We start from the raw sequence: 12,734 nt of genomic DNA, 5'->3' as shown, positions 1-12,734 counted from the left end.
GGGGCGAAAAAAATGCCAATTTGCGCGGCCTGCTTCCCGCCGCTGGCGGGTGTGGTATTGCCCTGTTAGATTTGACGGCTTTCCACCCGCATGGGAGCCACGCAGATGCACTCTCGCAATAACAAAATCCGGACGGCTCTGCGCTGGGGCATCCTGCTGATTGCCAGTCTGGCGCTATCCTGGCTGTTCCAGGCCCTCGGCATCCCTGCTGCACCTCTTTTTGCCGCCATGCTCGCCGGGATCCTGCTGAGCAGTTGGGCGAGTGTTCCCTATGCCCGGGCCTTTCCCCACCTAGGGCAAGTTTTGCTCGGATCGGAGATTGGTTTGCTGTTCAGCAAGCCGGCGATGGCAATCATCCTGCAGCATTGGGCGCCAATCCTGCTCATCAGCGCAGCCACCCTGCTTCTTAGCCTCGCGATCGGCGTCCTCTTCAGTCGCTGGCAAGAAGTGGACAGCAGCACTGGATTATTGGGGATGACCGCGGGCGGCGCAGCCGGCATCACTGCCATTGCCCACGAGCTCGGCGCAGAGACCGGCTTGGTGGCTATCCTGCAGTATCTGCGCGTGGCGCTCGTGATGCTCAGTCTGCCCGTGGTCGTGTTATTGATCTTTTCCCATCCCGTCCAGGAGGCCACTCGTTTGCACGCCGCTCCCGCGAGCTGGTCCGGCACCGTGCTCCTGCTGGTTGGTGCCGCCGCCGCCGTGTGGATTGCCAGACGCATCCATCTCACCACGCCATATCTGCTGGGGCCGCTCTTCGTCAGTCTGACGCTGACGGCAAGCCAGAACAGTCCTACCCCGGCATTGCCCCACAGTCTGTTGCTCCTTGCCTACCTGCTGATTGGCTGGCAGGCGGGGTTACAACTATCGCTTGCGCGCATCCGCACCTATTTGCGGCTTCTGCCGCACGCCCTGGCGCTGATCGTTGTCCTGAACCTGCTCTGCGCCCTGCTAGGAGTCCTTCTTGCCCAACTGGTGGGAGTGAGCGATCTCGATGGCTATCTGGCCACCGCACCGGGGGCGCTCTATGCCGCCGTTGCCGTCAGTATGGCAGCCCACGGCAATGTGCTCTTTGTGCTCGGCGCCCATCTCGCGCGCTTGCTCATGATGCTGATTATCATGCCGCCGTTGGCACAACGCCTGCGACGCGAGCGGACGGTCAAGTAAACTCGGGCGGCGCCCGCTGCTCATCATTTCGAATATTGCCGATTTTTCGTATACACTGTTCGCGCTATTCGCCGGAGGGCTGGAATCATACTTTGGTCTCCCTGAAAAACTTCATTGCGGCACAGTTAGCCGAAGACGCCGTGCCGCCGCCCGCTTCCGTCGCGCAGACGCCATCCTTGCCTGCCGGGGCGCAGGTCATTGCGCGAGAGAAACACAACATCTCCCGCCGCCAGATTAGTGATGCCGCCCTGCAGGTTTTGAATGGCCTGCATCGCGCTGGCTATCAGGCCTATCTGGTGGGTGGCAGCGTGCGCGACCTGCTGCTTGGCCGCGAGCCCAAGGATTTCGATGTCTGTACCGACGCCCGGCCAGAGGAAGTGCGCAAGCTCTTTCGCCGCAATGCCCGCCTCATCGGTCGGCGCTTCATCCTGGCACACGTACAATTCGGCCGGGAGATCATCGAGGTAGCCACCTTCCGCGGTGGTGACAGCGACGGGCAAACCGTGAGCGCCAGTGGACGGATTCTCGCCGACAATGTCTACGGTACTCTGGAAGAAGACGCACAGCGCCGCGACTTCACCGCTAACGCCCTGTATTACAATATCGCTGACCGCAGCATCATCGATTTCTGGGGCGCCTGGGCCGATATCGAGGCACAGCGCCTGCGCATGATCGGCGAAGCAGCACAGCGCTTCCACGAAGATCCGGTGCGCATGCTCCGGGCGGCGCGATTTGCCGCCAAACTTGGGTTTCAACTCGATCCCGCCATTGAGTCCGCCATACCCGCCTGCCGCGAGCTGCTGCGCGAGGTGCCCCCAGCCCGCCTGTACGAAGAAACTGGCAAGCTGTTTCTTGCCGGCTTTGCCCAACAAAGCCTGGCTGCCTTGCAGCGCTATGGGCTCTTCGCAGCCCTCTTTCCGCAACTCGCGGAACTGCTGGAGCGCGCCGAGGAAGGGATTGCCCGCGAACTGATCCAACTCTCTCTGCGCAACACCGATGCACGGGTGGCTGCCGGCAAATCCGTGCATCCCGCCTTTCTCTTTGCCGCGATGCTCTGGCCAGTGCTGGTGGCGGAACAAGAGCGACTGATGCAGGAGGACAAGCCTGAGGTAGTAGCCATGCAGCAGGCGGCCAGTGCGGTGCTGGAAGAAAATCGTGGACAGATTGCCATACCGCGCCGCTTTACCTTGACGATCCGAGAAATCTGGGACCTGCAGGCACGGTTTCATCGTCGCGGCGGGCGGCGGCCTTATGCCCTGCTCGCCCATGCGCGTTTCCGCGCGGCCTTCGACTTTTTGCAGCTTCGTTGCGAGGCCGGTGCCGATCTTGGCGCCCTGGCGCAATGGTGGCAGCAATTTCAGGATGCCGATAGCGAGGGCCGCAAAGAGCTCATCGAAGCGGCTCGCCAGGAGGACCGGGACAGCGAATCTCCGCTCGGTCCCCTGCCCGCCGGCGAGGCCAAGCGCGGCAAACGGCGGCGACGGCGGCGACGAAATCCCAAACAGGCATCGGAACCCGTAGCCGCGCCAGAAGGCGAATAGGTTCCGCGCAGTGGTCCTCGACAGCGACCACGGAGAACTTCTGCAACGCCTTCAGAATTTCTGGCCGGCTACGCGCTTGCAGCAGCTTCGCTTTCTGGGCGCACAGGCCCATACCCTCGGTTCCCGGCTTTATCTGGTGGGCGGCGTCGTCCGTGATCTTTTCCTGGGCCGCGCGAGCCAGGACTGGGATCTTGCCATAGACGGACCTCTCGAACCGCTGCTTGCGGTATTGCAGGATCTGGGTTTCCAGTTGGACAAGCGTTCGCGGTTCGCTACTGCCAGCCTCACAAGCCCCGAGGGACTGCGCTGGGATCTGGCTCGTTGTCGCGGAGAGCGTTACCCCCAGCCCGCTGCCTTGCCCGAGGTTTTTCCCGCCGACATCTATACCGATCTGCAGCGCCGCGATTTTCGTTGCAATGCCATCGCCCTGCAGCTCGCCCCGGACACTTTTGCCGAGATCCTCGACCCGTTTCACGGATGCGCGGATCTCCGCAGCAGCACCCTCGAGGTACTGCATTCCCGATCCTTTCAGGACGATCCCACACGGATCCTGCGCGGACTGCGTTTTGCTCGACGCTTCGGCTTTTCTCTGGGTCCGCAAGCCCGTCAGCAACTGCACGAGGTGCTGGCAGCCAATGGCTTTGCCCATCTGAGTGGTACCCGACTGTTCCGCGAACTATCCCTGCTGCTCCAGCTTCCTGATCTGCCCGGTAACCTGCGCACATTTTGCGACTGGGGACTTGGCCCACTCTTACCGCCATTGGCATCCGCACCGGCCGCGATCTGGTTAGCCTTGCAGCGGCTCGAACAGTCTCTCGCTGCATACCAACGGCAATTTCAAGACAACATCGACCGGCCGGCAACGGCCCTCCTTCTGCTTGCCTACTTCACTGCTACGGAATTGCGAACAAGGCATTGGCAATATTGGCAGTGGACTCCGGATAGGGCGTGGCTGCACGACCTTGCCGCCTTGCCCGCGCGCCTACCGGGGCCTACGCCGGCAATGCAGGCGCGCTACTGGCAGAGCTGGACGCCGGCAGGTATCCTGTGCGCTTTGGCCCTGCGGGAGGACCCGGAGCTGAGCCGCTCGGCCTGGCACTATCTGCAGGTACAGCGCTGGCAAAAGGTGCCGGTAGATGGTCGGGACCTCCAGAAATGGGGCATCCCCGCCGGCCCACAACTCGGCGATCTGCTTGCGCGTTTGCAGGATGCGACCTGGAACGGAGCCTTTGAAGACAAGGATGGAGCCCTGCGTTGGCTGAAACAAGAAAAGCTGCTGCCGTGATCGCCTGGGTAGGGATTGGCAGCAACCTGCAAGACCCCCTTGTGCAGGTGGCGCGGGCACGGGCGGCCTTGGCGGCGCTACCGCAATCGCGTTTGGACTGGGTTTCGCAAGACTACCTTTCGGAGCCCATCGGCGGAGTTGCGCAACCTCCCTTCGTCAATGCCGTGGCACGCCTGGAAACCTTTTTGTCGCCAAAAGACCTGCTCCAGGCCCTGCACAGCATCGAAGAGCAGGCCGGACGACAACGCACGCTGGAACTGGTCTGGGGCCCGCGGGTGCTGGATCTCGATCTCCTTGTCTATGGTGATCTGCGCAGCGAGGAGCCTGGTCTGCGCCTACCGCATCCGCAAATTGCTCACCGTGCCTTCGTACTGCAGCCCATGGCGGATTACGATCCCGGCCTGATGATCCCTGGCCTTGGCACCATCGCGCAACTGCTACCGGCGGTTGCCGACCAGCGCTTGGCGCCGGTGCTCTCGCCGACGGAGCCGGGCAGCGCGGAAGTCCGACGCTCATGCTGATTGTTGTCGAAGGCCCCATGGGGGCCGGAAAAACCAGTCTTACGCAGCTATTGGCCAGACATTTTGACGCGGAAACATGTCTGGAGACGCCGGGAGACAATCCCTTCCTGGCCGAGCTCTATGCCGATGGCCGCCACGCCCTGGCAACGGAACTGCATTTCTTGCTGCAGCGCTGTGCCCAGTGGCAGGCATTGCCAGACGGCCTGTGTTTCAGCGACCACGGCTCGGACAAGGATTTGTTGTTCACCACGCAGACCCTGTCAGCAGCGGAGCGCGATCTCTATCTGCAGATTCGTGCCCGACTGTTACCGCAGCCACCCCAGGTGGATCTGATGATCTTCCTCGATGCACCGTTGGAGGTCCTCTATGCGCGCGTGCGGGCGCGCGGTGATCAATGGGATGCGGCCATGCAACGCGAATACCTGGCCGGAGTCCAGGCGCGCTATGCGGATTTTTTTGCCGGCTATTCGGATGCGGTCCTCGACCTGCGCGGCGAGAATCTGGACTTCGTCGCACACAAAAAGGATGCTAAAATCTTGACTGATTTAGTCGGGAATAAATTACACGAGTTGGGGTGGCGGAGTTGAGCAAACGGATCGATACCTGGATCGCGGCCAAGGAACGCGGGGAAAAGCGCGTCTTAGTGACGGCTTACGATCATCCCTTCGCCAAGCTGGCGGAAGAGGCCGGCGTCGATGGCGTCCTGGTTGGCGATTCCCTGGGGATGGTCGTCCAGGGCCATCGCGACACCTTGCAGGTGACGCTGGAACAGATGGCCTATCACACCGAAATGGTGGCGCGCGCCTGTCAGCGCAGCCTGGTCTTTGCCGACCTCCCTTTGGGCAGCTACGAGGAAAGCCCGGCGCAGTGCTGGCGCTCCGCCAGCACCCTGCTGCGCGCAGGGGCCGAGGTGATCAAGTGGGAAGGCGGACTCGAATTCCGCGAGCACCTGGAATTTTCTGCGGCGCGCGGACTGAACGTCTGCGTACACCTTGGCCTGACCCCACAGCGCCTGCGCCAGTGGGGCGGCTTTCAGCGCCAGGCCACGACGCCCGAGGCGGCAGAACGCCTGGAGCAGGAGGCCCTGACTCTGGCGCAATCCGGCGCCCGTTTCCTGCTCCTGGAAGCGGTTCCCGCTGAGCTTGCCGCGCGTATCTCGGCGCAGAGCCCCATCCCCGTCATCGGTATTGGTGCCGGGCCGGATACCGATGCCCAGGTTCTCGTGCTGCACGATGTTCTCGGCTTCGGCAAGGCCCCTCCCTTTGCCCGCGCCTTTGTCGATGGTGCGGCCCTGCTGCGCGCCGGACTCGGCGACTATGTGCAGGCGGTGCGCGAGCAATCCTTTCCCGGCAAAGCGGGTAAACGCTGATGCCCATTCTGCGCAATCCCGACAGCCTGCGGAACTGGCGACAGCAGCAGCGTGGCAGTCTGGCGCTGGTCCCCACCATGGGCCATCTCCATGCTGGGCACCTCGCGCTGCTGCGCCTTGCCCAGGCGCGGGCGGAGCAGGTACTGGTGAGCATCTACGTCAATCCCTTGCAGTTTGGCCCGGAAGAGGACTTTGCAAGCTATCCGCGCACGCTGGAGAGCGACCTGCAGCAACTGGCGGAGCACGGCTGCACGACCGTCTTCGTGCCCAGCGACGACGATCTCTATCCCCGGGGCGCTGCCGAACAAACACAGGTTGTCCCGCCCGAGCGGCTCAGCAGTATCCTCTGCGGTACGCAGCGGCCCGGACATTTCACCGGCGTGGCCACCATCGTCCTCAAATTGCTGCACCTGGCCCAGCCAGACATCCTGGTCTTGGGGGAAAAGGATTATCAACAATACCGCATTGTCGGGCAGATGCTCGACGACCTGAATCTTCCCGTCCAGCTCCTTTGTGGACCGACCCAGCGCGATGGCGACGGCCTGGCCCGGAGTTCCCGCAACAGCCGCCTGACATCCGAACAGCGCATCCTGGCGCCACGCCTCGCGACCGAACTGCGACAGCTCTGCCAGCTTCCTGTGGGTAGCCTGGTACAGGCTCCAGCCCGGGACGCCAGAGAGCGTCTGCAGGCGGCGGGCTTTGCCGTGGACTATCTGGAACTGCGGAACAGTGAAAGTCTGGAACCCGTGAGCGAGATCCGGCCCGGGGCACGCTGGCTGGCTGCTGCCCGCCTGGGCGATGTGCGACTGATCGACAACATGGTGATTCCGTGAGCGAACGACGCGAAATTCCCTACAACTACACCTCCTTTTCCGACCGCGAGATCGTCTGCCGATTCCTTGGGGACGAAGCCTGGGAGACCCTGGAAACGCTGCGCGGGCAGCGGGTCACCGGGCGTTCGGCGCGGATGCTCTTCGAGGTACTGGGCGATCTCTGGGTGGTGGCGCGCAACCCCTATCTGCAGGAGGACCTCTCCTCCGACTCCAAGCGACGCCGTGCCCTCTGGCAGGCCCTGGAGCACCGCCTGGACGAGATTGCCCAGCGCGCCGAAGGCAATGCTCTGGTTTTGCAGCTCCTCGATCGCTGCCGCGGCGCCAAGCAACGTTTCATCGCGAACTTCGATGCCGAGCGCGAGCTGCGCAAGCGGGCGGGGCAGGCCCTGGCCAAGGTCAGCCCCAAAGATCATGTGGACTTCAGCCCCTATGCCCGGGTAGCACACGTCACCGATGCCTCGGATTGGCGCGTCGAGCTGCCGCTGGTGGTCCTCTACCCAGCAACGGAAGCAGAACTGGCTGAGCAGGTACGCGTCTGTCGCGAACTGCAGCTGGCCATCATCCCGCGCGGCGGCGGTACCGGCTATACCGGCGGGGCGATCCCCCTGACACCGCGCAGCGCCGTCATCAATACCGAAAAACTGGACTCCCTATCGGCGATACAGGAAGTCGCCCTGCCCGACTGCGATGCCCTGGTGCCCGTCGTCGAAGCCGGCGCGGGAGTAGTCACCAAGGTGGTTGCTGACCTGGCCGAAAGCGCCGGGCTGGTCTTTGCCGTCGACCCCACCTCTCTCGATGCCTCCACCATCGGCGGCAACATCGCCATGAATGCGGGCGGCAAAAAGGCGGTACTCTGGGGCACCACCCTGGATAACCTGGCCTCCTGGCGCATGGTCATGCCCGATGCCCGCTGGCTGGAGGTCGAACGCCTGGATCACAACCTGGGCAAGATCCACGACCAGGAGCAGGTGCGCTTTCGCATCACCCGCTACGAGGCGGATGGCAAAACCCCCGTAGCCGCACCCGAGATCCTCGAACTCCCCGGTGGCGGTTTTCGCAAGGCCGGATTGGGCAAGGATGTCACCGACAAGGCCCTGGGGGGCTTGCCGGGCATCCAGAAGGAAGGTTGCGACGGCATCATCACCTCCGGGCGCTTCATTCTGCACCGCATGCCTAAGCACCTGCGCACGGTCTGTCTGGAGTTTTACGGCAAGGACCTGGAGCCGGCGGTCGCTGCCATCGTCGAGCTCAAGAACTATGTAGAAGGTCGGGCGGAGGTGCTGCTGACCGGTCTGGAGCACCTCGACGAGCGGTACATCAAGGCGGTCAAGTACAGCAACAAGGCGCCGCGGCGCGAGCGCCCGCGCATGCTGCTGCTGGCCGACATTGCCAGCGACGATGCCGACGCCGTCGGCGCCTGTGCCTCGGCGCTGGTGCGCTTGGCCAATGCCCGCGGCGCCGAAGGCTTCATCGCCACCACCCCCGAGTCGCGACGTCGCTTCTGGGCCGACCGTAGCCGTACCGCAGCGATTGCTGCGCATACCAACGCCTTCAAGATCAATGAAGATGTCGTCATCCCCCTCGATCGGCTGGGCGAATATACCCGCGCCGTCGAGCGCCTAAATATCGAACAGTCGATTGCCAATAAACTGCGCATCATCGATGCTTTGCAAGGCTATCTGCAGGGAGAGATGCCGGAGCTGCGGCGGGTGAAGGATTTTGAGGACAGCGCCGAAGAGCGCGCCATCGTGGCGGGCAAACGAGAAGCGGCGCTTGCCCTCCTCCAGGAAGTCCACGGTCGCTGGGAGCATTATCTTGCCCATCTTGACCAGCCCGCCGAGGAGTTACTCCCCAGCGTACCCGCGGAAGAGCAAGGGCAGATCGATCCCCAGCAGAGCCTCTTGCAGTTGCTCTTGCGGCGCGATCTGCGCATCAGTTACCGCCAGGACATCGGCAAGCCCCTGGAAGAGCTCTTCGCGGGGGAGCGCTTCACCGGGGTACTGGGCGAGATCCGGCGCATCCACGAGAGGGTCCGGCGTACGCGCATCTTTGTCGCCCTGCACATGCACGCTGGCGACGGCAACATTCACACCAACCTACCCGTGCTCTCTTCCGACCGCGAGATGCTGCAGGAGGCCGACCGGGTCGTCGACCGCATCATGGAGGTCGCTAAGGAGTTGGGCGGCGTCATCTCCGGTGAGCACGGCATCGGCATCACCAAGATGCGCTGGCTGGAGCCAGAAAAGATGGCAGCCTTCCAGCAATACAAGGCGCAGGTCGATCCGGATGGGGTCTTTAATCCGGGTAAACTGCTGCCCGGTTCGGGACTGGAAAGCGCCTATACCCCGTCACTGCAACTGGTGGAGCAGGAGGCGCTGATTCTCGAGGCGAGCGAGCTCGACAGCCTCAACCGCGAGATCAAGGACTGCCTGCGTTGCGGTAAGTGCAAGCCAGTCTGCATGACCCATGTGCCACGCGCCAATCTGCTCTATTCGCCGCGCAACAAGATCCTGGCGACAGGGCTTTTGATCGAGGCCTTTCTCTACGAAGAGCAGACCCGGCGCGGGGTATCGCAGCAGCATTTTCAGGCCCTGGAAGATGTTGCCGACCATTGCACCACCTGCCACAAGTGCATGACCCCCTGTCCGGTGGATATCGATTTTGGCGAGGTCTCGGTGCACATTCGCAATCTTCTGCGCGCGCGCGGCGAAAAGACCTTCAGCGCCGGTACCCGGCTGGCCATGAGCTATCTCAACGCCAGTGACCCGCAGACCGTACACTTCCTGCGCCGTGGCGTGCTGCAGCCCGCCTATCAGGCGCAGGCCCTGGCGCACCGCATCGTCCGGCCCCTGCTACCCAAGGGTGAGGCGCCGGCTACCACGGGCAAGGCCGATATCCGCGCCGAGGTCATTCACTTCTTGCGCAAGCCGCTGCCGACCGACATGGGGGCGCAGACCATGCGCCAGATTCTCGGCATCGTCGACCACGAAACCGTGCCCATTCTGCGCGATCCGCAGACCGCCCCGGACAGCGAGGCAGTATTCTACTTTCCCGGCTGTGGCAGCGAGCGCCTGTTCAGCCAGATTGGTCTGGCCACCCTCGCCATGCTCTATCGCGTGGGAGTACAGACGGTGCTGCCCCCCGGCTATCTTTGCTGCGGCTACCCGCAGACCGCTGCCGGTCAGGAAGACAAGGGGCAGGAAATCTCGGTGCGCAATCAAGTGCTCTTTCACCGCGTGGCCAACACCCTCAACTATCTGGATATCAAGACCGTCATCCTGTCTTGCGGCACCTGCATGGACCAGTTGCTCAAGTACCAGTTTGAGCAGATCTTTCCCGGCTGCCGCCTGCTCGACATCCATGAGTTTCTCATGGAGAAGGGGGTGCGCATGGAAGGCGTTGCCGGCGTGCAGTATCTCTACCATGACCCTTGTCATAGTCCGATGAAGACGCACAAGCCGCTGACCGTGGCGGAGACCCTGCTCGGCCAGCCGGTGCGCGGCTCCGAGCGCTGCTGCGGCGAAGCCGGTACCCTGGCCAGTAGTCGTCCGGATATCGCGACGCAACTGCGCGCGCGCAAGGAAGAAGTCCTGCACCAGGACATCCAGGCCCTCACCGGCGCGCCCAAGGCGCAGGGTGGCAACGTCAAGTTGCTGACTTCCTGCCCGGCCTGTCAGCAGGGTCTGGAACGCTACCGTCTGGATACCGGCCTCGATACCGACTATATCGTCGTCGAACTCGCCAAGGCACAGATGGGGGTCGATTGGGCGCGACAATTTGCCGAGGCCGCCCGCAATGGTGGCATCGAACGGGTCTTACTGTAGGGATGACGCACGCGTTTACCCGAGCCGACCTGCGCATCCAACTTCTTTCCGCCATCGCCGCCTCCGCCGACGTGACGGCATTCCTGCGCTTTCACGACGTTTTTACCTCGGCCATGACCGGCAATCTCGCCCTCCTCGGTCTGGCCTTGGGGCAAGGACACTTGGCCTTGGCTACCCACTCCCTCCTGGCCCTCATCGGTTTCATCATTGGCGCCGTAGCCGCCAGCGCTTTGGGAGCAACAGCTCTCGGACGCGGTGAACGCATCCTCTTTCTGGAGCTGCTGGGCCTGTGGATCTTTGCCGCGGGCTGGTGGCTCTGGGGCTTTCCCGCCGGCGGCGGGCCGCTGGCAATAATGATTCTCGGTTCTGCGGTGGCCATGGGGACGCAAAGCGTCCTCGCACGCCGAGTCAACGTGGCCGGCGTTCCCTCGGTAGTGTTCACCAACACCCTGACCAGCATCCTGATCAGCCTTACCCAGGCCCTGCAAAAGCGGGAAAAACCCGGCTGGGTGACGATGCAGCAGCTCGCCGCCCTGCTCGCCTACGCGGGCGGCGCGGTTTTCATCGCGGCACTGCTCTGGCTGAGCCCGGTGCTGGCGGTCAATCTGCCCTGGCTGGCGTTGCTCGGGGTGTGGTTTTTGGGACGGCATGAAGCAGCTGCATGAAGACCGTGCCGTGCCGATCCCCCTCGACGGCATCCTCGACCTGCACCAGTTTCGCCCAGCCGAAGTCAACGATCTGGTCCGCGAGTATCTGCGCGCCTGTCGCGCTGCGGGAGTCCTGCGAGTCCGCATCATCCATGGCAAAGGCAAGGGCGTTCTGCGCCGGCGGGTGCATACCATCCTGCGCCACGAAACAGCGGTACGGGCCTTCGGCCTTGCCCAGGACCGCAGCAGCTGGGGGGCCACCTGGGTCGATCTCTACCCCGCCGACGTCATTCCGCCCGCCAAGGCCGCCCCGGATGTCGAGAATGCAGTCAGCAAGCCGCCATTCTGGTATCGTATGCTGCAGTCAATTTTTCTCAAAAAGTAATCTATGGAAGAAGAAGGCGTCACCAAGTTCCAACTCCATTGGCAGGCGGGCGACGCTCCCGCCCCGGAGTTTATCCGCGAACTGGAGTTCTGGCGCAGCCGTCTGCGCGCCATCGGCGGCATTGGCGCAGACCCCAGGCGCTATGGGGGCATCGGTTTTGGCAATCTGAGCCGTCGCTGCACTGAAGGCTTCTGGATTACCGGCACGCAAACCGGGGAGCTGGCCAGCCTCGGTCCCCAGCACTACAGTCTCGTCGAAAACTGGGATATTGATGCCAATACCATCTGGGCACGCGGACCGGTGGCGCCCTCCTCCGAGTCCATGAGCCACGCGGCACTCTATGATCTGCGGCCAGACATCCACTGGGTATTTCACGCGCACCTGCCCGAACTGTGGAGGCGTGCGGCAGCACTGGATCTGCCACGCACCCCAGCCGATGTAGAGTACGGTACGCCGGCTATGGCCGCAGCGGTACGAGACATCGCCCGCCATGCCAGATTACCGGTGCTGCTCAGCATGACCGGCCATGAAGATGGCATTCTGGTGGCGGGCCAGCAGGCCGACGATTGCGGCGAGGCTTTGCTGCGCGCCATCGCCCGCGCCAGCTGAAGGGCGTTATTCCTGAATCACTTCCAGCGCTCCGGCCTCGAGCAGCGCTGCCTCGGCAATGGCCGCCGCCTGGGGATCAAAACCGCCATAGATGGCCGCAATAGCCGGTTTCTCTGCAAACTCCGCCGCTTCCATACGCGGATTTTCACGCAGCAGCAGTTGCAACGCCGACTGCAGTTCCATCGGCGCATCCTGCAGTTCGGCCAGCTGCTCGCGAACTTTGCTCAAGGCCACCTGCATCGCATCGGCACTGGGAAACAACACTTTAAGAAGAAACACGGATCCTCCAGGAGCGGGAAATATTATTGCCCATGATACGCGCGATGCTTGCGCTCGATCCACAATTACGGGCGATCCGTTTCAGGAGTTCATTCCTTCTCCATTCCCCGGCGGCGCCATTTTGCGTACACTGGGCACTTCGGAGGTGTGGCAGAGCGGTTGATTGCACCGGTCTTGAAAACCGGCAGGGGTTCACGCCCCTCGTGAGTTCGAATCTCACCGCCTCCGCCAAATCTCCCAGTTCTATTGGGTTCCCCGGACAGTTAAAGCGTAA

Annotated in this window: 12 protein-coding genes and 1 tRNA gene; 12 read left to right on the top strand and 1 reads right to left on the bottom strand. The window is 62.9% G+C overall.

What is annotated here, in order from left to right; translation table 11 throughout:
• The first annotated feature begins 105 nt into the window (after positions 1 to 105).
• The 11 genes from ACQAYK_RS04315 to ACQAYK_RS04265 all read left to right on the top strand — a co-directional run bounded on the left by ACQAYK_RS04315 (position 106) and on the right by ACQAYK_RS04265 (position 12,181).
• Positions 106 to 1,167, top strand: coding sequence for an AbrB family transcriptional regulator (locus ACQAYK_RS04315; protein ID WP_215872475.1), 1,062 nt, complete (start codon positions 106 to 108; stop codon positions 1,165 to 1,167).
• A 92-nt stretch (positions 1,168 to 1,259) separates the two neighbouring features.
• Complete coding sequence (gene pcnB, locus ACQAYK_RS04310) at positions 1,260 to 2,708, top strand: polynucleotide adenylyltransferase PcnB (RefSeq protein WP_215872476.1); 1,449 nt, start codon at positions 1,260 to 1,262, stop codon at positions 2,706 to 2,708.
• Between the two features lie 10 nt (positions 2,709 to 2,718).
• Positions 2,719 to 3,993, top strand: coding sequence for a tRNA nucleotidyltransferase/poly(A) polymerase family protein (locus tag ACQAYK_RS04305; RefSeq protein ID WP_483167948.1), 1,275 nt, complete (start codon positions 2,719 to 2,721; stop codon positions 3,991 to 3,993).
• Positions 3,963 to 4,514, top strand: coding sequence for a 2-amino-4-hydroxy-6-hydroxymethyldihydropteridine diphosphokinase (gene folK, locus ACQAYK_RS04300; RefSeq protein WP_483167947.1), 552 nt, complete (start codon positions 3,963 to 3,965; stop codon positions 4,512 to 4,514). The genes ACQAYK_RS04305 and folK overlap by 31 nt, the downstream gene beginning before the upstream one ends.
• A complete protein-coding gene (locus ACQAYK_RS04295) occupies positions 4,508 to 5,101 on the top strand; it encodes a deoxynucleoside kinase (RefSeq protein WP_483167946.1) in 594 nt (197 codons plus the stop codon). The genes folK and ACQAYK_RS04295 overlap by 7 nt, the downstream gene beginning before the upstream one ends.
• Positions 5,098 to 5,883: a 3-methyl-2-oxobutanoate hydroxymethyltransferase gene (gene panB / locus ACQAYK_RS04290; protein ID WP_483167945.1), complete on the top strand. Its 786-nt coding sequence runs from the start codon at positions 5,098 to 5,100 to the stop codon at positions 5,881 to 5,883. Before ACQAYK_RS04295 ends, panB begins: the two co-directional genes overlap by 4 nt.
• A complete protein-coding gene (panC, locus tag ACQAYK_RS04285; protein WP_215872479.1) occupies positions 5,883 to 6,716 on the top strand; it encodes a pantoate--beta-alanine ligase in 834 nt (277 codons plus the stop codon). The genes panB and panC overlap by 1 nt, the downstream gene beginning before the upstream one ends.
• Positions 6,713 to 10,540, top strand: coding sequence for a DUF3683 domain-containing protein (locus tag ACQAYK_RS04280; protein WP_215872480.1), 3,828 nt, complete (start codon positions 6,713 to 6,715; stop codon positions 10,538 to 10,540). The genes panC and ACQAYK_RS04280 overlap by 4 nt, the downstream gene beginning before the upstream one ends.
• Positions 10,541 to 10,542: 2 nt before the next feature.
• Positions 10,543 to 11,205 carry a YoaK family protein gene (locus ACQAYK_RS04275; RefSeq protein WP_215872481.1) on the top strand — a complete coding sequence of 221 codons (663 nt, stop codon included), beginning with the start codon at positions 10,543 to 10,545 and terminating at the stop codon, positions 11,203 to 11,205.
• Positions 11,189 to 11,572: a Smr/MutS family protein gene (locus ACQAYK_RS04270; RefSeq protein WP_215872482.1), complete on the top strand. Its 384-nt coding sequence runs from the start codon at positions 11,189 to 11,191 to the stop codon at positions 11,570 to 11,572. Before ACQAYK_RS04275 ends, ACQAYK_RS04270 begins: the two co-directional genes overlap by 17 nt.
• A 3-nt stretch (positions 11,573 to 11,575) precedes the next feature.
• The gene (locus tag ACQAYK_RS04265; RefSeq protein ID WP_215872483.1) at positions 11,576 to 12,181 is read left to right on the top strand and encodes a class II aldolase/adducin family protein; all 606 of its coding nucleotides are present in this window, start codon (positions 11,576 to 11,578) and stop codon (positions 12,179 to 12,181) included.
• Between the two features lie 6 nt (positions 12,182 to 12,187).
• On the opposite strand, the gene ACQAYK_RS04260 is transcribed toward ACQAYK_RS04265, so the two are convergent.
• Positions 12,188 to 12,460, bottom strand: coding sequence for a hypothetical protein (locus tag ACQAYK_RS04260; protein ID WP_215872484.1), 273 nt, complete (start codon positions 12,458 to 12,460; stop codon positions 12,188 to 12,190).
• Positions 12,461 to 12,601: 141 nt separating this feature from the next.
• Between ACQAYK_RS04260 and ACQAYK_RS04255 the strand changes: the two genes are divergently transcribed.
• Positions 12,602 to 12,691: transfer RNA gene (locus tag ACQAYK_RS04255), tRNA-Ser, on the top strand.
• Positions 12,692 to 12,734 lie beyond the last annotated feature (43 nt).

It is taken from the genome of Acidithiobacillus sp. AC3 (assembly GCF_050261095.1).
GTDB classification, from domain to species: Bacteria; Pseudomonadota; Gammaproteobacteria; order Acidithiobacillales; family Acidithiobacillaceae; genus Igneacidithiobacillus; species Igneacidithiobacillus copahuensis.
The sequence above is the reverse complement of the archived record's forward strand: the minus strand, read 5'-3'. Positions and strand labels throughout refer to the sequence as shown.

Bases quoted from the DNA above. Each gene is read 5' to 3' on its own strand.
- ACQAYK_RS04295 (WP_483167946.1), top strand. From the start codon at position 4,508: ATGCTGATTGTTGTCGAAGGCCCCATGGGGGCCGGAAAAACCAGTCTT.
- ACQAYK_RS04270 (WP_215872482.1), top strand. From the start codon at position 11,189: ATGAAGCAGCTGCATGAAGACCGTGCCGTGCCGATCCCCCTCGACGGC.
- ACQAYK_RS04265 (WP_215872483.1), top strand. From the start codon at position 11,576: ATGGAAGAAGAAGGCGTCACCAAGTTCCAACTCCATTGGCAGGCGGGC.
- ACQAYK_RS04275 (WP_215872481.1), top strand. From the start codon at position 10,543: ATGACGCACGCGTTTACCCGAGCCGACCTGCGCATCCAACTTCTTTCC.
- ACQAYK_RS04315 (WP_215872475.1), top strand. From the start codon at position 106: ATGCACTCTCGCAATAACAAAATCCGGACGGCTCTGCGCTGGGGCATC.
- panC (WP_215872479.1), top strand. From the start codon at position 5,883: ATGCCCATTCTGCGCAATCCCGACAGCCTGCGGAACTGGCGACAGCAG.